The sequence below is a fragment of the Flavobacterium panacis genome (assembly GCF_024649945.1).
Classification (GTDB): Bacteria; Bacteroidota; Bacteroidia; order Flavobacteriales; family Flavobacteriaceae; genus Flavobacterium; species Flavobacterium panacis.
In genome coordinates this window covers 346,529-371,703 of sequence record NZ_JANKMS010000006.1, presented here as the reverse complement: position 1 = coordinate 371,703, position 25,175 = coordinate 346,529, and the positions used below count along the sequence as shown (strand labels likewise).

At 36.4% G+C, this 25,175-nt stretch carries 19 protein-coding genes; 6 read left to right on the top strand and 13 right to left on the bottom strand.

Annotated elements, in window-relative coordinates:
- The 3 genes from NQQ59_RS15000 to NQQ59_RS14990 all read right to left on the bottom strand — a co-directional run.
- On the bottom strand, positions 1-2,750 hold a 2,750-nt coding region (locus NQQ59_RS15000; RefSeq protein WP_257698358.1), incomplete at its 3' end, for a non-ribosomal peptide synthetase.
- A 17-nt stretch (positions 2,751-2,767) separates the two neighbouring features.
- Positions 2,768-4,165, bottom strand: coding sequence for an aspartate aminotransferase family protein (locus NQQ59_RS14995; protein WP_144219703.1), 1,398 nt, complete (start codon positions 4,163-4,165; stop codon positions 2,768-2,770).
- Between the two features lie 169 nt (positions 4,166-4,334).
- Positions 4,335-6,002, bottom strand: coding sequence for a cyclic peptide export ABC transporter (locus tag NQQ59_RS14990; RefSeq protein WP_144219702.1), 1,668 nt, complete (start codon positions 6,000-6,002; stop codon positions 4,335-4,337).
- Positions 6,003-6,311: 309 nt separating this feature from the next.
- Here NQQ59_RS14990 and NQQ59_RS14985 point away from each other — a divergent pair, with 309 nt between their 5' ends.
- The gene (locus tag NQQ59_RS14985) at positions 6,312-7,010 is read left to right on the top strand and encodes a 4'-phosphopantetheinyl transferase family protein (RefSeq protein ID WP_144219701.1); all 699 of its coding nucleotides are present in this window, start codon (positions 6,312-6,314) and stop codon (positions 7,008-7,010) included.
- Positions 7,011-7,140: 130 nt separating this feature from the next.
- Here NQQ59_RS14985 and NQQ59_RS14980 read toward each other — a convergent pair whose 3' ends face one another.
- Entirely contained in the window at positions 7,141-7,884 is a 744-nt protein-coding gene (locus tag NQQ59_RS14980; protein WP_144219700.1) for a thioesterase II family protein, read from the bottom strand.
- A gap of 1,004 nt (positions 7,885-8,888) precedes the next feature.
- Here NQQ59_RS14980 and NQQ59_RS14975 point away from each other — a divergent pair.
- Positions 8,889-10,142, top strand: a complete 1,254-nt coding sequence (locus tag NQQ59_RS14975; protein WP_144219699.1) for a phosphatidylinositol-specific phospholipase C — start codon at positions 8,889-8,891, stop codon at positions 10,140-10,142.
- Between the two features lie 146 nt (positions 10,143-10,288).
- Here NQQ59_RS14975 and NQQ59_RS14970 read toward each other — a convergent pair whose 3' ends face one another.
- A complete protein-coding gene (locus NQQ59_RS14970) occupies positions 10,289-10,669 on the bottom strand; it encodes a hypothetical protein (RefSeq protein ID WP_144219698.1) in 381 nt (126 codons plus the stop codon).
- Positions 10,670-11,130: 461 nt separating this feature from the next.
- Between NQQ59_RS14970 and NQQ59_RS14965 the strand changes: the two genes are divergently transcribed.
- Together NQQ59_RS14965 and NQQ59_RS14960 are read left to right on the top strand one after the other, a co-directional pair.
- Positions 11,131-12,288, top strand: a complete 1,158-nt coding sequence (locus NQQ59_RS14965) for an IS3 family transposase (protein WP_144219697.1) — start codon at positions 11,131-11,133, stop codon at positions 12,286-12,288.
- Between the two features lie 34 nt (positions 12,289-12,322).
- Positions 12,323-12,931 (top strand): IS3 family transposase, encoded by a 609-nt coding sequence (locus tag NQQ59_RS14960; protein ID WP_186296659.1) that lies wholly within the window; start codon positions 12,323-12,325, stop codon positions 12,929-12,931.
- A 309-nt stretch (positions 12,932-13,240) separates the two neighbouring features.
- Here NQQ59_RS14960 and NQQ59_RS25280 read toward each other — a convergent pair whose 3' ends face one another.
- Positions 13,241-14,008 (bottom strand): helix-turn-helix transcriptional regulator, encoded by a 768-nt coding sequence (locus NQQ59_RS25280; protein WP_144219695.1) that lies wholly within the window; start codon positions 14,006-14,008, stop codon positions 13,241-13,243.
- A 133-nt stretch (positions 14,009-14,141) separates the two neighbouring features.
- Here NQQ59_RS25280 and NQQ59_RS14950 point away from each other — a divergent pair, with 133 nt between their 5' ends.
- A complete protein-coding gene (locus NQQ59_RS14950; protein WP_144219694.1) occupies positions 14,142-14,792 on the top strand; it encodes a DUF1349 domain-containing protein in 651 nt (216 codons plus the stop codon).
- A gap of 381 nt (positions 14,793-15,173) precedes the next feature.
- On the opposite strand, the gene NQQ59_RS14945 is transcribed toward NQQ59_RS14950, so the two are convergent.
- The 3 genes from NQQ59_RS14945 to NQQ59_RS14935 all read right to left on the bottom strand — a co-directional run bounded on the left by NQQ59_RS14945 (position 15,174) and on the right by NQQ59_RS14935 (position 19,487).
- On the bottom strand, positions 15,174-15,887 hold the full coding sequence (locus NQQ59_RS14945) for a LytR/AlgR family response regulator transcription factor (RefSeq protein WP_144219693.1): 714 nt from the start codon (positions 15,885-15,887) through the stop codon (positions 15,174-15,176).
- Positions 15,888-16,004: 117 nt separating this feature from the next.
- Positions 16,005-17,048 (bottom strand): sensor histidine kinase, encoded by a 1,044-nt coding sequence (locus NQQ59_RS14940; RefSeq protein WP_144219692.1) that lies wholly within the window; start codon positions 17,046-17,048, stop codon positions 16,005-16,007.
- A gap of 18 nt (positions 17,049-17,066) precedes the next feature.
- Complete coding sequence (locus tag NQQ59_RS14935) at positions 17,067-19,487, bottom strand: outer membrane beta-barrel family protein (protein ID WP_144219691.1); 2,421 nt, start codon at positions 19,485-19,487, stop codon at positions 17,067-17,069.
- A gap of 529 nt (positions 19,488-20,016) precedes the next feature.
- Here NQQ59_RS14935 and NQQ59_RS14930 point away from each other — a divergent pair.
- The gene (locus NQQ59_RS14930) at positions 20,017-20,628 is read left to right on the top strand and encodes a hypothetical protein (protein ID WP_144219690.1); all 612 of its coding nucleotides are present in this window, start codon (positions 20,017-20,019) and stop codon (positions 20,626-20,628) included.
- A 396-nt stretch (positions 20,629-21,024) separates the two neighbouring features.
- On the opposite strand, the gene NQQ59_RS14925 is transcribed toward NQQ59_RS14930, so the two are convergent.
- The 4 genes from NQQ59_RS14925 to NQQ59_RS14910 form a co-directional block, all read right to left on the bottom strand.
- Positions 21,025-21,423, bottom strand: a complete 399-nt coding sequence (locus NQQ59_RS14925; protein ID WP_144219689.1) for a hypothetical protein — start codon at positions 21,421-21,423, stop codon at positions 21,025-21,027.
- 303 nt (positions 21,424-21,726) lie between these two features.
- The gene (locus NQQ59_RS14920; RefSeq protein ID WP_186296658.1) at positions 21,727-22,113 is read right to left on the bottom strand and encodes a helix-turn-helix domain-containing protein; all 387 of its coding nucleotides are present in this window, start codon (positions 22,111-22,113) and stop codon (positions 21,727-21,729) included.
- 247 nt (positions 22,114-22,360) lie between these two features.
- Positions 22,361-22,951, bottom strand: coding sequence for a Crp/Fnr family transcriptional regulator (locus NQQ59_RS14915; protein ID WP_144219687.1), 591 nt, complete (start codon positions 22,949-22,951; stop codon positions 22,361-22,363).
- Positions 22,952-23,213: 262 nt separating this feature from the next.
- Positions 23,214-25,112, bottom strand: a complete 1,899-nt coding sequence (locus tag NQQ59_RS14910; RefSeq protein WP_144219686.1) for a tetratricopeptide repeat-containing sensor histidine kinase — start codon at positions 25,110-25,112, stop codon at positions 23,214-23,216.
- Positions 25,113-25,175 lie beyond the last annotated feature (63 nt).

Below are 25,175 nucleotides of genomic sequence, written 5' to 3'. Positions count from 1 at the left end.
GGCAAACTTGATTTCAGTTGATCCTGCAAATACGTCCTGTCCAGTTTCTCCTCCGATACCACATAACCCACAAGACGTTTGTTCCCTGATGCATCCTCCTTGGCCAGTACGCAGCACTGGCTGATTCCAGCTACCAAAGACAACGCATTCTCGATCTCGCCCAATTCGATTCGGTAACCGCGGATCTTGACCTGGTTGTCCTTCCTGCCGATGTATTCTATATTTCCATCAGGAAGCCATCTGGCCAAATCTCCGGTCTTATAAATTCTTTCGCCTGCTGCAAAAGGATTTGCTATGAACTTCTCAGCAGTCAATTCTTCTCGGTTCAGATAACCTCGCGCAACTCCCGCTCCTCCAACACATAATTCTCCAACTACTCCAACCGGTAATAAATTCATTTCAGAATCTAATATATATACCTGAGTATTGGCTATAGGAATTCCTATATTTATTTCTTTATCTCCATAAGTACCTTTCTCATAAAAGCTTATCGTAGAGGTTACTGTCGTTTCTGTTGGGCCATATTCATTATAAAATGAATATCCTTCATTCCAAACTTTCATTAAATCTTTCCCACAAATCTCCCCTCCAACAACTACTCTTCTCAAGGATTTTAAATCTGTCCTTACCGGCAAAGTACTCAACATACTTGGAGTAGTATGGAAATGCGTGATTTTTTGAGAATCAATAAAATCTAGTAAATTTTCTGTATTCAGAATTATCTCTTTTTGGACCAAAACCAATTTACTGCCATTCAATAATGTTATAAAAATTTGTTCTACCGAAGCATCAAATGCATAATTTGAAAACTGCAAAACAACATCACTTGAATCAATATTAAATGTATGGGACTGAGAAGTAACTAAGTTCACAACAGTAGTATGTTCTATCATCACTCCCTTAGGTCTGCCCGTACTTCCTGATGTATAAATAACATAGGCCAGATTATCAGACGATACCGCAACATCCGGGTTTACTGTCGGATATCCAGAAAACATATACCGATCCCTGTCCAGCAGGACAACACTAAGACCGCCATATCCATCCAGTACCTTATGGCTGGACGAACTACTCAACACCTGTCTAATTCCTGCATCCCCAACCATATACGAAATACGGTCCTGTGGATAATCAGGATCGATAGGAACATACGCTGCTCCGGATTTCAAAATACCAAGGATACCCACAAGCATCTCCAGACTGCGTTCCAAACAGATACCAACCAAAGTATCTGCCTGCACACCCTGATCCCTCAGATAATGCCCCAACTGGTTGGACCTCTCGTTCAACTCCCTGTAGCTCAACTCCTCACCATCATAAACAACCGCTACTGCATCAGGGGTTCTTTGCACCTGCTCTTCGAATAAATCCACCAAAGTCTTGTCTCTAGGATATTCAACAGACGTAGCATTGAAAACATCCAACAACTGGTGTTCCTCCTGTATGTCGAGAATAGACAAATCACTAACAGATTGATTTAATCCAAACTCAAACTGTCTTATAATATGAAGTAGTCTTGCAACTAGTACTTCTATTTCATCGTTGTTAAAATATTCTTTTTGATAGTCGACATTTAATTCCATAGGAAGACCTTGCCCGTAATCACACCATCGAATAGACAGTGGATATTCAACCAAACTACTGGATAAATGTTTGATCTCTATACTAAGATCCGGGGATAACGATTTTGGGAAAGGCAGAGGCTCATAGTTTACTGCCACATCGAAAAGCTGCAATCTGTTTTCCGACAATAGTTTTAGGGATCTGTTCAAAAACGAAATAGGGTACAAACGATGCCTGTAATCATTTCGTTGTGTCTGCTTAATCTCTGACAGAAGATCGGACAAAACTTGCTCTTTAACGTAATTTCCTTGATAAGCAAGCATTCCGGCAAACATCCCTAATGTTTTTCTTTCTTGTCTTCCTGCTCTATTGTGAACAGGAATTCCAAAACTAAAAGTTTTTTGATCTGTTATTTTTCCAAAATATAATAACAAGGCTGCTATCGTAAGTTGTGGGATATTTGTCTTTGTTGACTCTGATAAACGGTTAAACAATGCTTTATCCGAGTCTGAAACAGTAAGTGAAAATCGCCCACCTCCTACTTCATTTTTATATTTTTTGTTTAATGTTTTTTTTGGAACAATTTTATACTTTTCTTCCCAATAAATCTTGTCTTTACTACATTGTTCTGAATTAATATATTCAAAACTTTTTTGTGCCGCATCAAAATAGGAAGGATACTCTATCTCAGATCCTTCTTCCCTAAAAATAAAATTTTCATATTGATTAATTACATAATCGACTTTTATTGCAAAACCAAATCCATCTGCTATTAAATGATGAAAACAAACAAACCACCAATATTCATCTTTTTCAATTTTTATCAGTGTGTATTTATATAATTTGTCCTGCGTTAAATCAAAAGCAATGTTAAATTGGTTTTGCATCCATTCATTAGCCTTTTTTCTTGGTTCAAGTTCTGATGAGAAATCCAATTCATCTATAAAAACTTTTTTTGAAAAATCATTGATATAAAATGCTGGTTCATTTTCCGAAAAATCAAATTTGACATTAAAGACATCAAAAACTTTAGGCAAGCCTTCCAATACTTCCTTAAATTTCGAGACATCAAAATCCCCTTTAAAAACTGTATAACCACCTATATTGTATAATGGACTTTCCGGATTCATCAATTGTCCGTAATAGACTTCTTGCTGCGCTATATGTAATTTTGATTTTATATTCATTGCGATACTTAGAGGATTTATACCAAAGCTTGTTTAAAATTCTCTTCTGCACAAACAAGAAAGGCCTCTTTCATTATTATTAATGCAGAATCAACAATATCCTTAGTTGTAATCAAAGGTGGAACTAATCGCAACACATTATTATAATGACCTCCTACCTCAAACAGTAATCCCCTTTGAAAACATTCTTCCCTAAACTTTTTCAAATACTCAGGAAAAGGCTTCTTTGACTTTTTATCTTTTACAAACTCTACACCTATCATCATACCTCGTCCTCGGACTTCTCCAATAAAAGGATGCTCTAATGCCATGATATTCAATTGCTCCTTCAAATAGTCACCTATAAAGCTTGCGTATTCTTCAATTTTATATTTTTCTATAAAATCAAATGCCCCTCTGGCTGCCGCTATACTTACCTGATTACCTCTAAAAGTTCCAATGTGCTCTGCCGTTTCCCAAGCCTCAATATCCCTTTTATAAATTAATCCCGAAATTGGAAATCCTATTCCCCCAAAACCTTTTGAGAATGTAATTATATCCGGTATTGCTTTCGTATTCATAAATTCCAGAAATTTTCCTGTTCTGTAGAAGCCACTTTGAATCTCATCAAAAATCACAATAACACCATGCTTATTTGCTATTTTGACTATGCGTTCCAAAAATCCTTTTCTAGGAACGATATTGCCACCTTCGCCTTGTATTGGTTCCAAAATAATTGCCGCAGGAAGTGTTATACCTGAATGTCCTGTTTCCAATATCCATTCAAAATGACTTGCACAATCATAATTACAAGTATTCTCCTTCTTATTAAATGGGCAACGATAACAATAACTGTAAGGTACAAAATGTACATTTGGAATAAGAGAGGATATCTTTTTTCTAAAAAAAGTATCAGAGGTCACAGCTAATGCACCGGAAGTCATTCCATGATATCCACCCGAAAAAGCAATAATGCCATCACGACCTGTTTTTATTTTTGCTAATTTTATAGCAGCTTCAACTGCATCTGAACCTGTAGGCCCGCCAAAACTAACTTTATAATCCTGACGAATCTCCTCTGGTAAATTGTTTAATATTTTTTGAATTAAAAAAAGTTTATTTTCTGTTGGAAAATCCAATGCATGGACTAATTCTTCCTGTTGTTCCTTAACATATTCCATCACAAAGGCATTACTATGCCCAACATTCAATACGCCACAACCTCCAAAAAAATCAATAAATTGATTTCCATCTACATCCTCCACAATGCTCCCTTTTGCTCGTTTTAAGGCAACTGGCATTTTTTTCGGGTATGAGACTACACTACCTTCAATGTTTTTCTGTAATTCTAATAAAACTTTTGATTTTTCTCCAGGCAATGAAGATGAAATAATTTTTGCTCCCTGAGACAAGTGATAATCTTTAAGTAATTGCATAATAGTGAGTAGTTGTGATTAAATTATAAACGTAGAACTGTATCCAAGGTCTGCTCGAACATCTGACTTATTCTAAAAAAGAATGATTCTAACACAAAAAAATTGATTTAAAAAATAAAATTGTATCCTATTTTAAAAAGTATAAAAAATAAAAAACATATAATTATAACTATACCAGAGCCGTAGAAAATAAAATTTCCTGATCTATCATTGTTCCGTAATTAAATTTTATTAGTCGGTCACAGAAACTGAAGTAGGCATCATCGTGAGTAATTGCGATTACTGTTTTTCCTCTACTTTTTAGTTCAGGAATTATACTTTCATAAAAGTATTTCCTAAATTCAGGATCTTGCTCAGCTGCCCATTCATCAAAAATAAAAATATCTTTATTTTCCAATAATGAATAGATCAATCCCAATCTCTTCTTTTGACCGCTGGACAGATTCTGAAATATCTTATTGTTTGCTACATCTGGACGGATGATTTCTTCAAGTTTCATTTTGTTCAGAAGCTCTGTTAAGTTTTCATTAGAAGGAAGCAAATCGAAATCATCATAATTTTCAGAAAACAAATAGTTATCAGAAAAAATACATGATATCATATCTCTGTAATCGGATCGATTCTCTTTTGCAATAACGATAGTATCATTCAAAATTATCTCGCCTGATTTAGGTACATACAGTCCAGAAAGAAGGTTAATGAAAGTACTTTTCCCACTTCCGTTACCTCCGGAAATAAAAATAATTTCGCCTTTTTTTATTTTTAAAGTAATAGGTTTTAATTCAAATGTAACTAAACCATGTTTATCAATATGATTGTAGCTTAATTCTTTAATAAGTAGATTTTCAAAAATAGGCAATGGATTCTCTGAACTTTTCTCTAAATCAGAATCTTTTATATTTCCGCTAGTAATCTCATTAAACTCATTAATTCTGTCAAACGCAATTTTAAATCCAATAAAATTCTTCATAAGATTTATGCAAATAGTTATTGGCCCCATCAAAAACAGAAAAGCAACCATAAAACCGGAAATAACAATTTGATCCAAATCAAAAATAACAGGCAGTAGAAAAAGCACAGTACCTATTATAAGATAAAAAAAATACTGTCCAATTAGTTCATTGCCAAAAGATGCCAACTCAGCCTTAATATTTAGTTTGATTGCTGCAGAACGATTTTTAACAATATGATCGAAATAGATAGAATGACTTCTCTTGCTGCTCATTTTAATTTTATTAAAACCATGCAAAAAATCATTATAATTCTCCATAAAACTGTCATCAAGAGAACGTTCCTCATCCATACTTTTTTCAATGGCTTCATTTCTCCTCACATAGACGAACCCTAAACTCACAATAAGGATAATTATAAGCACAGCACCTTTTGGATAAAGCCACAACATATAACCAATTCCGGCGATCATCATAATTATTGCATTAAAAAAAGCAATAAAGGCTTCGGGTAATCCTTCCAGTGTTCCTACATCAGACATTGCAGTTCTTACTCTTGCCTCTCCAATTCGTAAATAAGATTCGTAATTGCATAACCTAAGTTTGTTTATAATCTGAAGCGTCATTTCTTTACCGAAATTCAAGGTTACTTTAATCATGTAACGCTTAAAATAATACGTCAAAACAAAAGAGACAAGGACTAAAACCAAATAAATCAACCAATCATAATCACTAAAAAACGGTAAAGGAGTTCCAGCAACTTTATTACTGATAAGCATTAACAAACTGCTACTCCACAAACCATTTATTAAACCAAATAATCCTAACAGTGGTAAAGCTATATTTAGCTTTAATTTTAATATTTTTAGTACAGTTATCTTTTCCAAGTTTTTACGAATTTCAAAGGTTCATTATTAAATGCCGACCAATGTAAGATAATATATCTATTTTTCCTTACGGGAAACCGTAAAGAAAATAAAACATATACTAAAAGTATATTACAGGCTCTGTGAAATAGGATTTTAATATATTATTAACATAAAAACATCTATAAAATAACAAGTGCAATGCAGTAGTCAAATTCCTATTTGGAAATTTATCTTAAATTCCTGCATGTTTATTTTTATTGCATGGAGATCAAGACAATCCAAAATTTGTTTAATTTTGTTTAATTTTAAAAGTCAAAAACCTCCAAATTGATCCATTTTTTTTATACTAGATTCAATACCCAAATTCCGAATGAGGTTTGGAATAGTTTTTATCAGTATTTGCCACTGGAAGCAATACAGAGAACAAAAAACTACAGAAGATGGGAAGACCAGCACGCCTTTTTACTTGGAAGGCTTCTTCTTATGGAATGTTTTAATAAAATTGGTATAAGTAGAAATGCAATATTTGATTTAAAATACAACGAATTTGGAAAACCATTTTTGAATGATGATGTTGACTTTAGTATTTCCCATTCGGGAAATTTTGTGGTTTGTGCTATTGGACAAAAAATAAAACTAGGAATTGACATTGAAAAAATAACCGATATCGACATTAGAGACTATCAAGATATCATGACAAAAGAAGAATGGTTTCAAATCAATATACAGGAAAATCCGCTCAAATCCTTTTTCAGATTTTGGACCATGAAGGAGAGTATTATAAAAGCAGAAGAAAAAGGTTTGTCTATTCCCCTAAAGGAAATCAACATCCTCTCCAACAAGGTGCTCTACAACAATAAGTCATGGCATCTGATTGAGCTTATCTTAAATGAAAATATCTGCACAACTTTAGCATCAAATATTGCAAACCCAAATTTACATTGTTATGAAGTTGATTTTTACCAAGGGCTTAAAGAGATCAAAACAGTACAAAACAAAATAAAGAAAATTGCTTTATCTTTTTAATTCATTAAGAAACGTTTCACGGCTATATCATTACTTATTTATGTTTTCAACTATAGCTCTCAATAATTTTCACATCCTAAAATTTTGTTTTTTGATAAGCATCGTATATAACATAGATATTAACAAGTGATTAAAAAGCATACATACTAACACCATTAGCCATCTGGGCAATTTTTTTTGCCATTACTTCTGGATGTTCAAGAATAAAGAAATGATCCCCTTCCAATAATTCAAAGGTACAAGGAGCAGATGTTTCTTCTTTCCATGCTTTCATTTGAGCCAAAGATGTTTTTTCCTCCCCATCCCCAATTTCTTCTTTTCCCATACAGACATGTATAGGAAAGGTAAATTTTTGATCCATTACTTTAAAATCATAATCCTCGACAGCTTGAAAATCTGATTTCATTATAGGATAATACAGCTCTAGAAGATCTTTACATTCCAATATTTCCTTAGGTAATCCTCCTATTTTCTCAACCTCTTTCCAAAAATCATCTTCAGGCAGTATCGATTTTTTGTTTGTAAACCTATTAAAGGCCGGAGTACCCCTACCTGTAAAAAAAAGACATGTTGGTTGTTTTAAACCTTGTTGAATTATTTTCTTCACCAATTCATAACCTAATAATGTTCCCATACTATGACCATAAATCACATAATTACAATCTTCAATAAGAGGAGTGATTTGCTTTAAAAGATCGTTTACTAAATCATCAACATTGACTAATAAATTCTCTTTAAAGCGACCACCTCTACCAGGTAATTCTACGGTTATCCAATTTAAACTTCTAGGTATATGTTTTTCAATACTTTTAAAACTATATTTATTGCCTCCTGCAAAAGGAAGTGCAATAATTTTATTCCTGTTGTCTTTCATAAATTAAAAACAGATTGATTTTTATCAAATAAAGATGTGATTGTTTTATTCACATTTTACAAAAATATACTAAAATTTTATAAACACACAATAAGTTTATAAGAATTTTAGCATGTAATTATTTTACTGTTTATTAGATTCTATCACTCAACTTTTTTCTTCCAAACATACTGGAGTTACCTACAATTTTGCCATATGAACCTAAGGTGAATTTTTAAAGGTATTTCACAGGTCCATATTTTTACAAAAGCAGGAGGCAAAGATTTTGTTCTGATCCCCTACTACTATAAAAGGCTGCTTTCTAATTGTTTTTGTTCTTAATAGGTTAGACCGGAAGCAAGAGTTTTAACCAGCTTATAAAAAAGTCATATCTGCAATTCATTCTTCATTTTTTTTTGTAAATTGTTAAGTCTTGGAAAAGATCTCTGATCTATTAGCAACCTAAATTCTAGAATTACCGACTGGGTAAATTTAAATCTACTACACTAAATACTCCTTTAAAAGCCATTAAATATTGTATGTGCAAAGAGATTTCTGGATAGAAAAAAACTGGGGAGACTCCATTGAAGTGGTACAATAAATCAGGCTCTTGCCCACAAATTTCACTCTTTAAACTTAAGTAACTCCTAATTAAGTTTTACGGCAAAATCATAGCACACTGTTTTTAAAAATTTCAGAAAATGGACTTTATTTCAGAACAAAAAACACAGGTTTCAGAACATTTTCGCTACTATTTGAAATATAAATCTTACTTTTAAATACCATTCCCTGATCATCTGAAAAAAGTTTTTCATATCCCCCTACCTAAAAAGATCGCTATGAAAAAATTAGTCCTAATAACGTTTCATCAATTTTTCCCATATTCTGGTCTACCGCTGGTGCCTACAATTAAAATTATGCGGATTTCTGCACTAAATCCATATATACAACAACCTCTGTTTTGAATGGCATCAGTACAGTTTTACATTTCCACAGTTTAAGTTAACCCATAAAACTATTATATTATGTCAAATCTACCTCAGAATCCAAGATGGATGCAGTATGTCGATGATGAAAGAAAGATTTCGGAATTGACCATACCGGGCACCCACGACACTGGCACTTTCCAGGTCATAAATATTGGTCCTGCAAAATGCCAGACCCTGAAATTGACCGACCAGCTCAACGCCGGAATCCGTTATCTGGACATCAGGGCAGCAAAAGGAAATGATAATGACGGAGTGCTATGGCTCTATCACGGTAAACCTCCCTTCGGATCAAATCTCAATATCACTTTATCACAGGTAATCGATGTCTGTCTCAAATTTCTTGAACAAAATCCGACTGAAACCATCTTGATGTCGATAAAGCAGGAATTCGGGGATTCAATTCACAAATGGGTGGAACAGACCATCAATAAAAACAAGGATAAATGGTATCTAGCCAATGATCGGATTCCAAAACTCAAGGAAGTAAAAGGCAGGATAATACTGCTTCGCAGGTTCGATTATCTGGATATCGGTCTGGATTGCCAGGGAAATTTCCCCAAAGACGCTACAGGAGACTTCTCGCATCATAAGGTGAAATTCTATGTACAGGACAACTACTACTCCTGGTCCAAAGGAAACAACAAGGCGGATAAATTCAATCTCCACATCAAACCTGTACTGGAGAAAGCCGCCGCTGACAGTGTTGAAACAATATATATCAATTTTGCGAGTGCCACCGGTATTAGCGCAGGAGTCCTCCCTTTTTCCTCAAACCCAAAAGATCTCGCTGATGCAGTAAACCCACTGCTGTATAAATATTTGAAGGATCATCCAACAAAACGTTACGGCATCATTCCAATGGATTTTCCGGAAATTGAAAAATATCTGATCACCAGGATACTGGACTGCAGCTACGACAATCCAATACTGCTTCCTCGTGCCATCAACAAGGCAACAGGCATCGTCTACTTGAGTTTCGGCCAGCAACTTTATCATGTCCCGGCCCCTTCCGTTGCGGAAAATATATTCAGCAAAGGATGGGATCCCCAACTGCTGCCATGCTTTAATTTTGATGTTGCCTCCTCCATCGTACTCAAGAACGGGAAACTGATAAAATTCAATGGCCGGAACGAAATCTACCTATCCTATGAAAGGGAAAACGGACTGAAACCCGCACTGCACCACATCTACGATTCAGGAGTACTGAACAGGTACGGTCTGCATGGAGAAATAAAAATGATCCCTGAAGCGCAGAAAGGCAGCTACGAAATCTTAAGTCCGATAACGTAATAAACAATCGGCCGAACAAAGCTCATAATCAGACATCGCCGAGTTCAAAGACAGGATGCTCGGCTTTGTTTTGTTTCTGGAAACCACAGGAAATCCCCCACTTGAAACAGACCACATATTCCGATATGCCCCAGCATTTTCAATCTTCAATCGTTCTTATTACCGGCCAATATCTGTTCCGCCCATCCGGGCCTGTCCCCATCGTACCTCTCCTCCTTGCCTACGGCCATTCGGGTATCGGGATGCCGGGTTTTATAAACAGGCGTTCTGCGGTGCATGACCAGGTAATAAAAATCCCGTTTGTGCTCCTGCAGCACCTCAAGCCCGCCCGAAACATGATTGTATCTGAATTTCAGATGAATTAGGATCTTCGCAAGTTCCAAAGTATCATTCTTGCCCAGACACCAGTACAATATGTTTCCATACTCGAATAGTATTTTAAGTGCCCTGTAGCCACGTGATGTCGTACGCAGTCCCGAAGATGCCAGAACATAGGCATCCACCTCCAATTCTTGTCCCGCTGTCATATTTTCTAAAGATTAAAAAAACAAAATTAGTTACTACATGAAACAACAAACCATTATTGATTGTTCCAAATCATAACATTAACATGAACCAGCGAATTTTATTACTTCCCGACATCTCAAGCCGATGGTGATGTAATATAACCCGACCTGCATTAGATGGCTTTTCGATAGAATTAAATCCGTTCTATTTTATACAGATATAAAATCTATTTTTTTATTCCAAAACAGAAAATCTGAAATCCAACAAATCTTTTAAACTCCTGCAAAAATTACTAGACTGTTGCTCGAATCATCTCCAAGATATCCACAATCGAAATGACTTCCTACTGTCAGAGTACAAAAATACAATCTAACATTCCAAAAAAAACTTCTCAGATTATTGTCATTGTTTTTTTTTAAATCATAATAATGATTTTGAATGATTTACATTTATGACATTATTAACTTGCTAATCATTTAATATGGAGAGAAGAGTTGGAATCCACAGCCCTGAATTTAAAGAGAATGCCGTCTTTTTGAGTTATGCAAACAGAAGTGCAAGAGAAACTGCCGAAGAGCTCGGGATCTCCCCAAAATTACTTTCAAAATGGCGTGCAATCCATGGCAAATTCAAAAAGGGCAGTTTCCCTGGATCAGGAAGAAAGCGATTTTACTGCGAAGATATCAAGATCTTTAAGCTGGAAAAAAAACTTCAAGAGACCCATATGAAATTAGAAATACTGAAAAAAGGTATTAAAATCAAGCCTCAGGGTAAACAGGCTGTATACAATTTTATATTTCAAAATAAAAAAAAATACCCTGTTGGTGTAATGTGTAAAGTACTGGGTGTTTCCACCTCAATGTATAATCTAAGGATTCAACACCCCCTTTCAAAAAGGGAAATCCAAGTTGGTCTATATAAAGAAGCAATAACGACGGTCTTTTATGAATCCAAACAGCTACACGGCTGTGTTTTGATTGCACGAGAGCTCAACAAAAGGGGAATTAAAATATCTGAAGACCAAGTGACTTTTTTCATGAAGCAGCTTGGCCTTAAACGTAAGGTCAAAAAGAAATACAAAGCAACCACAGATTCCAAGCATACGCTTTATATATCGCCAAACAGGCTTAACCGGCAGTTTAAGACAGATAAACCTTCCAAGGTCTGGGTTTCCGACATCACCTATCTACAGATCGAAAAACGTTTTTTATACCTTACCGTTATAATAGACCTGTATGACCGGAAAATAGTCGGCTGGAACCTCGGCTCCATGCTTTCAACTGCAACGACCATCCTTCCTGCATGGAATATGGCTACAAGCAGACGCAGTGCAAAAGAAGGCTTGATATTTCACTCGGATCGCGGAACACAGTATGCAAACAAACTCTTCACCAGCATTCTTCATCAGCATAAGTGTGTACAAAGCATGAGTAGAAAGGCAAACAGCGTGGACAACGCTGTTTCCGAAAGCTTTTTCAGCTCATTGAAAAAGGAATTGATCTACAGTCATAAAACACTATTAACTCCAAAAGAGATGAGAGCGCAGATATTCGACTATATAGAAAACTGGTACAACAAGAAAAGGAGACATTCGGCACTTGGATATAAAACAATCGAAGAGTTCAGTGAAGAGATATAATACCAAAAAACAAAATGGCTAAATGTATTTATTTATGAAAGCAAATAAAAAAGAATACCACTGTGATTTCAAACTCAAGGTGGTCAAACTAAGTTTTGAAAAGGTCAAGCTCAAACACCTCGCCAGGGAATTCAACATAACATACAATACGCTGCTGAAGTGGCGAATGAACTATATCGTACACGGCGAAGAAAATTTCTCTTCTTTAGGTAAAACAAAATTAACTGCTCAGGAAAAAAAAATATATGAACTTGAAGTAAAAACCAGAAAGCTGGATACCGAATTTAAAATTATAAAAGGAGCAACAGATTACCTTCAAAAAGGTCCACCTTTTATATTTGAATATATAGCTGAAAATGAACAAAATTATTCAAGCTATATGTTATGCAAAATTCTTGGTATAAACTTCGGAAGCTACAACAACTGGAAGAATAAATCCGTTTCCGAAAGACAAAAATGGAAAATGAGGGTCAAGCAAGAAATAGTATCGATATTTATATCATCTCAAAAACGTTATGGATCTAAACGCATAAAAGCAGAACTTCAAAGATCGGGATACGAATTATCTTGGGATACCGTGCGTAGATATATGCGCGAATTAAATCTGAGTGTTTCAGTAAAAAAGTATAAGTCTAAAATTTAATTCTTTTACTTTAGTGCATAGTCGATTTGCATCAGAGACTGGACTTGATACTATTTCTGCCACAAAAAGCTAAGGCGTATCGATTTGTCTTTCTAATAACGCAAAAAAATGGTCTATTTCTGAGAACTTTTATCAATAATGCAAAAAAATCCTTTTCTTTAAAAGTGCTTGAAACGAAATTTAAAATGATCCTTTTCCCTTTTCGTTTCTCCAGTTGCATTGTTTGCAGAAGTCTCCAATAGCAACAAAGTAAAAACCTGTAACTTCAATCTCCTCATTTTTCTGCAGCCAATAATACTCTAAATAACATTAAAATAGATGAAGTGCTTCAGCCGTCCTAACTGCTTCAATCGAATTAGTGACATTGAGCTTTTCCAGAATATTCTGCCTATGCCTATTTACCGTATTAATGCTGATATTTAGCTTAAAAGCTATTTCTTTACTGATCAGTCCCTGGCCGATAAGCTCCAGAATTTGTTTTTCTCGTAATGTCAATAAATTTGCACAGTTGGTATAATTATCTGCATAAAAACCTTCCCCTGTCTTGGTATTTACAATCCTGCCATCAATTCCATTGGCACTTCCCGATTTTTCAAATAGATAATTGTATAGACATAGAGCCAGCCATAAACCTCCTTGAGAACTGTTTTTAAGATAAAAACTTCGATGAAGAATCGGCTGATATTCATTTTCAGAATTCATTGCTCTTATATTGCATCTGGTACTATAGTCCAGTCTCTCTCCAGGAGGCAATCCTTTGAGGAAATTAAAAAATTCTAATTCGAGAAGATGTCTCTGGAAAAGATCATCGGGATGAATGCGATTATAAATATCTTCCTCCCAGATAGAATCTATCGTGGTGTAGCCAGCACAACTTATTTTAAAAAAATCACCAAAACCTCCCGCAAAAATATAGCTCCTATTATCGGCAAGATCCGATAATACAGCGACAGACTGCTCTAACTTTACATAAGCCCCAACCAGTGAAAGAGCTTCTTCCAAAGCTGTTTTACGCTTCTCGGGACCATCAACAAATTCTGAAAAAAAATGGTCTTCTAAGTTTGTTATTGGATTCATGGTGTGTTTTTTTTAAAGTACTTTTTGTGCTAAAACATTCTACAATATAATCTTCCTATATGGTTATATATAACTATTGCTGAAAGAAAATCAATTTGTCTACTTTGTAAAATAATAATTTAAATTTAAAAAAATGAAGCGAATCTGCTTACTATTAGTATTACTATGTATAAGTGTTGTTACAGTTAATGCCCAAAAACTTACTGCCCTGCGTTGGTTAAATGAACCGTCGGAATGGGAAATTAAAGACAATAAACTGATCATGCAGGTAACACCTCAATCTGATTATTGGAACAAGAGTCATTATGGCTTTACGGTTTATGATGGCCCTTTCTATTACACGGAAAGAAGCGGAGAATTTGAGGTGGTTTTAAAAATGGGTGGGGCATATAAAACCAGATTCGATCAAGTATGCCTGATGCTGAGAATTGATGAAAACAATTATGTTAAAACAGGTGTGGAATATGTGGATGGAATTTACAATATCAGTACAGTTCATACTATAGACAAAAGTTCATGGAGCGTTGTGGGACTGAAAGACAAACCAAAAAATATCTGGATGAAAGCTGTAAGAAGGCTGGATGCTTTAGAGATCTTCTATTCTACAGACGGTACCAATTACATTATGACAAATACAGTCTATTTTCCAGAATTTAAAACCGTACAAGTAGGTATGATGGCAGCAAGCCCTGATGGCAAGGGATTCTCTGCTGTTTTTGAAGATTTTAAAATTACGCATCTTCCTGATCAAAGACGTTTGGAATGGCTTAAAAACAATCCATAGTATCTTATACTGATTGTGATCTCTTGTGGAGATTAAATCGCAACATGCCAGACTGGCTTGGATTTTCACCAAACAACAGCACTGATGGATAAATTCCAAAATACTGGTCTTTTTGGGAGCAATGAATTCTTTAAAATCCTTCTGATATTTTAGAATATTACATTCTGTTTTAAACTCATCAAATTTTAAGCAACTGGCATGTTACTCCTTTTTCACTTTTAACAACCAAAAACAAAACCACCGCAATGTCAAAAATCATTCTGTTGATTATACTCTCTCTTCTACTATTTATAGCATACTAAAATGGTATTTTACTTTTAACAAAAGATTAAAATTATAACCCAATAGCCCAACCAGTCTGAAAAGTGTCAATTCTATTTTTCACCTTTTCTTTCCTGTAACGAAAGTCCCCGCTGTAAGTTTATTGTATACCTCATCTTTTAGGCTTCTTGATATAGGTATTTTATGTTTTTTTATTTCCAAGGAATTCCCTTCTATTGATTGAACCTGTGATATATTCACAATAAACGATCTATGCACCTGAAGGAAAATAGCAGCTGGAAGATTATCAGACATCATTTTCAAAGTACAGTAAACCATTTCCTTTGAAACAACAGTATGAATCAATACATAATTTTCCATGCTTTCAATAAATAGAATTTCTTCAAATTTGAGCTTTTTGTTTTTTTTATCCACTTTAATAAAAATATGGTCCTTATCATCTGATTTTAATTCCTTAACCTGTTGGTCATACAACCTATTGACAGATTTCAGAAAGCGATCGTAAGATACCGGCTTCAAAAGATAATCAAATACATTCATTTCATAACCTTTCAAAGCATACCGCTCATAGGCCGAAACAATAATGATTTTAGGAAGATTTGCTGCCGAACCTAAAAATTCCATACCCGTTAGACCAGGCATTTCTACATCCAGAAATATCACATCTACAGATTCCTTTTTAAGAAAACTGTTTAGTTCCATCGCCGTTTCGCATTCTCCCGCTAAGGAGAGAAAATCCGTTTTTTCAATATACCCTTTGATTCCTTTTCGGGCCACAGGCTCATCATCTGTAATAACACATTTCAATTTCATACCAATTTCTACTTAAGGATAATTAAACCTTTTCTATTTATTCCATGTCGCGAGATTATCAACTTGTTCAATTTTAAAATCCAACTCTTTATGAATAGATACACTATATTTTTTTAATCAATGTTCTTTTTCCTGTTTGATTGACAAAACAAGCTTTACATTAAAAAATCCATCACTCATAGAGGTTTTCAGCTGATATTTATCGGGATAAAGCAATTCCAGTCGACGCCTTAAATTGTTAAGACCGATACCGCTGTCTTTTATGGCTGAAGAAACTAATTCATCTGAAACCGAATTTCTTAATTGGAAATATACTCGGTCTCCTTTAAGCCTCAAACTAAAATCTATCTGATAAGATCCTCCAACATACTTAAATGCATTTTCCAAAAGCGGCTGAAACAACAGTGGATGTATTCTCTGTTCTTTCAATGTTGCATCAATTTCAATATTTACCACTAACTTGTCTGTCTTTCTAAGCTGCTGAAAAGCAATAAAGGAACGTAAATAATTTATTTCCTGATGGAATGCCACTTCCTGATTTACATCATAGAGCTGATAACGCAGCAGTTCTGATAAATATTCAATACTTTTTTTTGCCTGAAAGGTATCTATATCCATTTGGAAATAAATAGTATTCAGAGCATTAAAAAGAAAATGAGGATGATACTGAGATTTTAAGAATTCAAGTTCTGCTTCATTTTTCTCCGCTTTTAATTTTTCGAGAGCCACGTTTTTTTCATTTACATTTTTCTCTACAATGGTACTGCGGATCAGCGTATAAAAAATAAGCAACAGAGGCAGATAAATTGAATTAATAAGCATGTAGTCGATCCAGCCAGAGCCCATAAACAATAACTCTGATGCCTGCCCCAAAACAAGCAAGACATTCAGCAAGACAACCAGTTCTGAAACTACAAAAATATAATGTTTCGCTGTATCCTTATATTCTGCCGTCCTATGAAGTTTTCTTCTCCATAAAAAACTGCATAAATAGCATATGAAAACAGACAATGTTAAAGCTACCACATGAAGTTTCAGGTCTCCTTCCCAGAAAATACCTCGGTGATTGAAGTCGGTGACGGCCCTCAGTACATTATACATGAGAATGCCCCAAAAGGCGGGGTAAATACGTTCAATTTGTATTTTATTTATTTTGATCATCTTGCCGGTCCTAATTTACTAATTGATACGTTTACTTTCTTCCATATTTTCAATTTTTCGCATCGTTTTTGATGAACTTCCAGAATCGAACTTCCACGAAATGGTAAGTCCTGCCATACGGCTGTCTCTGCGTTCTTTGTAAAATCCAGCAATAACACTGTTGTATAGACTGATATTTTGCATATTAGTCAAAAAAACATCATTGATATAGACATAACAATTTAACTTGTTTTCAAAAAAACTTTTACGTGCTGCTATTGACACAGCACCTATCGAACCAATTTGTGCCTGTCCCTCAGCCATTGTACCATTATAGTATCCGGTTATTTCAGCGCCCCATTTGTCATGTAGGGTAAATTGATTATTAAATTGAAATGCTGGCGTCCAAAGATTATTATGATATAAAATGCCCATTTCAAGCCAGTGGAATTCTTTGTAAGTCAAAGAGCCGTTTAGATGCAATGTCCACCAATTAGTTGCTTTAATATTATTAAGTCCTGTCCTTAATCCAAATGTATCACTTTGTGAAAGATTTAAAGGCATAACGACGGTAATATCACTTTCAGGCTCACTGAGGTAGCTTTTTGTTATAGGATTTTTTCTACTGCTGTAAAACATGCTAAATACATATTGCGATTTTATGATCCATGAGGCTTCCAGATTATTCACCAGCTCAGGCCTTAAGGCTGTATTTCCCCTCTCTTGAAGATAACGGTCATTTACTTCTGTGAAAGGATTGAGATCTCTGTAATTGGGACGAACAATGCGTCTTCCGTACTGAAAGGTCAGAGTGTGTCTATCTGCAAGAATATAATTTACCGAAAAAGTCGGAAAAAGTTGCTCATAAGTCCTGACAAGTGTAGAATCTCTGTCACTTGCAAGGTAACGCGCTTGAGAATCTGTAATTTCTAGGCGAAGTCCCGCTTGGGTGCTAAAGCGTTCCGACCATTTTTGATTTGACTGCAGATAACCTGCCAGGATATTTTCATTGTAAAAAAATTGGCTGCTTAGTTTTTTATCCTCAAACCATTGATCTGATTCCAACGAATTGTACAATGCATTATTATCGATATGAATCGACGAGTATCTGATACCGGAGTTAAAAGTAAATTTATCGGATACATTAAAATCCAGATCGGATTGAAGATTTGTTATTTTGATGTTTCCTTTCATTTTTCCCAATAGAAAATTTTGAGAATCAGGTATTGTCGCTCGATACATTGTACTTTTCTGATCCAAATTCTCACTCTGATCAAAAACAAGAAAATTGAATATATTCTCCCATTTTATCTTAGGGCTGAATTTGTACAAAATGCTCGTTCCTGCCCCCAGATTCTTATGATTTGAATGTTGCAGATTTCCGGTATGAAGTGAAAAATCTCGAAAGCCCGAGTTTTGATAAAATTCTGATAAAGCTATCTCATTTTTATTTCTTTCAAACCAGTTACCAAAAACATCCATATTTAGAATTAATTTTTCCGATAATTGATATTCTACTCCAGTTTTGAAATAATGCGAATTTGATTTGAATCTCCTGTCTGCATCCATATTCAGAATGGCAGGGTTCATGTCTTCCGTTTTTGTCTTGAGATATTCTCGCCAAGAATTGACTTTGATAAAATCCTGCCCACTGTTAAACGAATAATTTGTGAAAAATGAGTACTTATTTCTATGCAACTGCAAAGAAAATCCCTGTTTTTGTCTCACATATTTTCCTACTTCTATATTGGATGAAAGATTAAGATTTGATCCTATAGCTGTTTTTTGTTTCTTTTTGATATTTATAAATCCGCTGGTACCTCCTGCATCATATTGGGCTGAAGGGTTCGAAACCATTTCGATTTTGTCAACGGCACTGCTTGGCATGGCACGAAGTAGATTCAATAAGTTTTCTCCCGTTAGATAGGTCGGCTTTCCATCAATCATCACATTTGCGCCCGCTTGTCCGTTTAAAAGCACCGTTCCATCATTCAAAATCAATAAACCCGGAATTTTTCCAAGTGCATTCAAAAGAGAACCATCTGATCCTAAAGTAGTAGATGAGAGCGTAACAGTGGTTTTTCCCGGTTCCACTTTAAAACCAGACCTCTTTGATGTAACAGTAACCCCATCCATATCAAAAGTTTCCATTTCCAAATCTACTTCTTGCATCTTTAAGTCTTCTGAAAGCACTTTTACATCTACTATTTTTTTATCAAAACCTATCAGTGAAAATAAAAGCTTGTAATTTCCCGATTTAATGTTTCCAAGAGCATAAATACCTGATGAATCTGTTTCTGTATCCGTTACATAGGTCGAATTTTCCCTCAGAAGAACCACACTTACCCCCGAGAGAGGCTTTTGATTATAAATTGTCTTGCCAGAAATTTTTATCTGGGCCTTCATCCCTGCCGCCATAAAAAATAGTAATGCGTACAGCATTATTTGTTTTAACTTCATATCTTACTTGTATTATAACTAGTGAGGGCAAAACTATAAGGACCTTCTTACTGCAGGAAACTTTCTTGACCAATGGTTCAAACCTCTTGACCAATTGCAAATCAGTACATAAAAATGCAATCAAAATCATGCAGACCGATTGCATTTACAAATGAATGTTCAAATCTTCCAAACAGTTGAGAATTGATCCACTATTTATAAAGCAACCCAATGTGGTTATAATTAACTATTGCAGCTTTTTTGCGAAGAAATTACTTTTACCACAAATAATGATCAAAGAATTTAGCTTAGAGATATCAGGGAGTTTAAAAACACTTTATTCTTCTTTGACAATTGCCGGTCTCATTTCTAATTCAAAAGCTGAAATTATTTGAATACAGATTTATCCTTATTTTATTACATGAATTCTTTAAGGGAGTTAAGTTAGCCTGTAAAGCCTGCGTCAAGCAGGCTTTAATCCAACTCTTGACAAATATCGGATCTATATTGATTGTTTCTGTTTTAATTCACCTGCCTAAGACTAATACCCATGGATCCCAACATAACAGCATATACTTTTAAAGACAGGATCATGGAAGTCTTTATCACTTCATCTCATAAGGTCCAAGGTATTTTCCACCACAGCGGGATTTCATTTTATTTCACACAGTATGGATTGGCTCAGGTTGATAAAAAAATAAACTACCAGCATACTGCTGAAAATATTATTCGTACTGTCAATAGGCTACTAGATGAAAAGATTAGGGAAGGCATGTTTTTAACTGGCGACAAGGAACTTATACCTGTTTATAGAAATAATGATTCAATGGTAAGGGTGCTGTCAGGAAAATTTAGGAATGTGAAATCAAAAATCTTGCCTAACCGAACGATGATCGTACTTGAGGTAACACTTGATCAAAGTAGTCGTTTCATTATTGATATTCCTGAAGAAAATGAGGTCCTGGTATCAGTTAATAAAACTGGAAATTACTATGATATCGCCAACTTTCCCAGTGACTGTCCATTGCAGATTTCATATCAGAACGGCTATCTTTCCATTCTGTCTCCAAAGATGCCCGTTAAATTTGTAATCGTATCGGGAAAGACAATAGGGGACAACCCTTCAGTACTAATTGCAAATGCCTATCCGAGCAAAAGCTGAATTCCAAAAAAACAGTGAAAAATAACTGCATAAAAAAAACAGATCAACATGCTCCTTATAGGATTCAGAGGTTGTTCAACTCCTACATCAGACTTCTCAAATCCTGTTGGATCGACCTGACAGTAGACTGCAGCTCATTATACATATCAGCGGTCCTATGCAGGTCCTCCGCAGTATAAAGCCCTCCCCTGCCAAAATAGAGAATCTCCAGAGGATTTCCCTGTTCTCCATCAAGTCCATATTGGAGCCACCTTGACTTTATTGTTTCAATCATCAACAATCCATCCGAATTACTGAATTTTCTATCGCAAAGAACATTCCAGACAGAAGTGGGATACAGCTGGGTATTGTTTTTATGCCAGATCGCCCCCAGCATATTACGCTTCCTGTTGATCATCACTTTTTTCCCTTGGGATTCAGGGGCATGAATCCCAAAACCCCTGTTCCTGCTCCACACAAAATACTGAGGGTATTGTTGAGCTTATCATTTTTCACGGTGGCTGCAGTTATAGAAGTCGCCGCCCCCAGTAGTATCGATCCTACCGTCAAACGCAGCTGGAATTTGGAATTCAGATTATCGACATATCCGGCAAGCTGGTCGATTCGTTCACCGTTGCAGTCCAACTCTGCGGCAACTGCTTCGACTTCCGTTGTAAAAAGCAGATATTGGGTGATTACCTTTTGTCTTGCCGCCATTTTTTCCTGGCTGTCTACCACCTTCAGATACTCCAGTACCGGCACAACGAGCCCGATGTCCTTAAGAAGCAGAAAGTCATGGTAGCTGAAATTCCCCAAGCAGGATGCTGTCCTGTGCGGCAACCGATGTCCGCAGGGCATTGTCACTGTACATTACATTGGTTTTGCAGTAATCGGTCGTCAGTGCATGGACCTTTGAGTTGCTCACCAGCGAGGAACAGTCCATACAAACCAAAAGGATGGCAAGGGCATAAAATAAACTGGCTGTTTTTTTTGCGAAACAGGTTTGTCATTTCCAATATTTTTTTGAGTATCCAGTTACAGGCAAGATAAATTTAGGCATTTATTTACAAACCTAGCCATCGCATTACACAAACCTTGAGCTACTTCCTTTTTGATGTCCTAATACAACGGACCGTATTTCCTTTTGTAGAAGGCCAGTTCAGACTCTGAATTCCGTAGCAGCTGCTCCAGAAGCGTGGCCTTGTCCTGATAAAGCTTGATCATCATCCCGTTTTGATCCGCCGGCCCGGCCTTCCCATCACTTTTAACTTCCTTGACACTTTTGAGACAGCCTTCAGGATCGAAATTAATGATGAACGGCAGATTGAAACCGAGTATTTCGGCAATCCGCTCCAGTTTATCAAGACTCAGGGCGGTTTTGCCTTTCTCGATCTTACTGTAGGCCGTTTGGGTGATACCCAATTCATGAGCCATATGGTCCTGGGTCAGATTCCTGAATTCCCTGATATTCTTGATATTATTGTATATGCTGGCCGTTGTCCTCATTTTTTTCATGTATTTAAACAAAACGCCATCCCTTGTATCAGTGTCATGGGAAAACATACTACGGATCCGGTCGGTGGATAATTAGTGAAAGACTACCAGAGCGACCTGAAAAAAGCAAAAATCAAAACTTCCCATACAGCTTTTCCCCACCTTCTGCAGACGGCTTGTGAATATTCTCATAAATCTTAAAAACAAAGAAAAACGTTAAAAATATTTTAACCGATAACATATGTTATCATTTTGCTTCCTACAACAAGGTGCTGCTGTTTTTTAATCTGCTTAAATGTACTGAAGTGATGTTGAGATAGGAGGCGATATGGTGCTGGGATACACGCTGAAGGATTTTGGGAAACTTTTCATTCATGGCATTGTATCGCTGAAGAGGGGTCTGCCCGTAGATCGCTTTTATCTTATCATTGAAAATAAAAAAATAATCCTCTGCGATCAATCTTCCCAGCCTTTCCCCGTACCTGAGTTTTTTGTAGAGGTTCTCGTGCATCTCCAACGAGATCTCCACAACGATCGTATCCTCCAAGGCCTGTATGGCATAATGGGCGGGGCTCTGTTTCAAAAAACTTTCATAATCGGTTCCAAAGGTATTTTCGGCAGCAAAATGAAACGTGTTTTCCTTTCCGAACTGATCGATGAAATAAACCCTGAGCAGCCCCTCCACTACAAAATAAATATTCCTGCAGATGGTATTCTGAGTAAGGACAATCTCTTTTTTATGGACTTTCTTCACTTTCAGCATACTGCTGCAGTACCTCCATTCGGAATCATCAAGTTCTATATAACTGAGCATAAGCAGCCTTATCTGCTCTTTGACATCTTTCTCCATTTGCGTATAGTATTAAATCCAATGGCAGGACGGGCCTGATAAAGGGAATCGGCTTATAATGATTGTATTGAAAATTTAAAAAAATAATATGGGCCAGGCAACGTAATTGCAAAAACCTTATAAATTAGGAACAGATCCTGATTGATCACCGGGCCGTTAATTTATAAACGTAGCAATTTCAAAAATTATTACAACGCAAATCACCGGCATCAAATCGATACGGGAGAACACTGTCCGCCTCCATTGGATACCCTTCAACAAATCATAAATCAAAACCTTTTGACCCTTCCTTTCTTTCTTCAAAGGCGGCAAAGAATATGGTTTCCATCTCCAGGGTGCTTTCAGCCCACATGACGCCACCTATCTTCTGCATCATCTCCTGACTGATCTTCAGTGCGACCCCCGCCCCGCCGTTGATGGATTCCGGCAATGATCCAGAATTCAGATCAAACAGTGAATCCAGTACCTCCCTGCTCAGGCCTTTTCCGGTATTGCCTACCCTGAATACGGTCCTTTGTTTTTCCCTAGAGGCACTGATCGAGATCCTACCCCCTGCCGGGGTGTATTTTGTAGCGTTGTTGAGCAGGTTCCTGAATATAAAAAGTGCGATCTCCCTGGGCGCATAAAAGATAAAATCCACTGGCAGATCCCATAAAACCGTAATTCCCTTATCCTTCTGCCTATGCTCAAAAAAAACATTGGCTTCTCTGAAAATCAAATCCGCATTCACGTTCGCTTTGTAGAGATTGAAATTGTGCTTTCTGGATTTGATCCACAATAGGATACCGTCCATGAAACTGGTTCCCTGAAGGGTTATTTTATTGAGTTCATTCAAAACTTCCTTGAACTCTTCCCTGGAATCAATATGTCCCTGATCAGCAAAACGGCTGATCATCTCTATATTGGAGAAAGGCTCCCGGATATCGTGGGCCAGTATGGAGATCAGCATGGTATTGAAATCTTCCGAAATTTCAAGTTCACGATTTCTTTCCAGGGATGCCAGATGGAGTTCATGCTCCGCCTTAAGGAATTTTTTCCTGTTTTTCAAGGCCTGCCAAAGAAAAAACACTACAAGCAGCATCGCCAGGGCAAGTCCTCCAAGAAGCAGCCCCAGTTTTTTCTGCGTTTCGTAACGGGCCTTTGTCTTTGACAAAAGCGACTCCCTTGACACATAGTCCAGATAATTGTACCCCGATTTTTTTACCGCCTGCGCATACTCATTTTGTTTGGACAAAAGCAGCGCGGCATATTTGAAGGCATTCCCCGTATCGTTCCTTTCCTTGTAGAAATTATAAAGCCTTTCCGAAAAGGCAAGATAACGTTCTGTATAACCGAACTTCTCAGAGCTTTTCATGCCCAGTTGATAATATGCTATCCCTTCCCTGAATCTTCCCAGATCCAGCATCATTTCACCCAGCGTCATATAGGCGGAGACCTTGATGTATTCGCTGCCCTCCCGCTCCGCCAGACTTAGCGATTTTTCCAGAACCCGCACCCCTTCAAGTTTTTTGCCGCTGTTGTAGAGCTGTGTGCCCAAGTTGTTCTGATAGGAAATTATCATCGGATAATCCCTGTACTTTTCAGCTGTTGCCAATCCCTTGCTGAAAATTTCATTTCTCTTTTCATCGGTCAGATCAGCATCGATGGTCAGGATGTCGCTCAGAATGATGGACTGTATCGAATCCTTTCCCGTCCGCTTTATTTTGTCATAGGCACTGTAGATATATTTCCTAGCTTCGCCTCGGTTGTTGTCTATAAACATCAGCACGCCCATATTCATTAAAAGCTGTGCCTGGTTTTCGTCATCCCCCAACTCTTTATAGATCGCCAGGGCATCATTGAAGTATTTTGCGGAAAGATAATTGTTGAGCGACAGGTAGTAAATCCCCTGGCAGTTCAGCGCATCGGCAATCCCTTTGGGATAATCGATGTCATATGATATTTTCAGTGCCTTTGCCGAATAGTACTGGCAGGAATCCCTGAAACGCATTTGGGAAAGCATGGCCAGTCTGTTGTATTGATCCGCCAGCCGTCTCTTATCTGTTGTAGACTTGAGACTTTTCTGCAGTTTTCTTATTTCCCTTGTCTGGGACTGTATTTCAACAGTATGGCAAAAAAAGACAATCACAACTGTAAAAAGGATATATTTCAATCTGTCCATGGAAAAAACAACTTTTGCATTACTTAAAAAGGCCTTTGCTAATTTTAGGCAAATCTAATTATT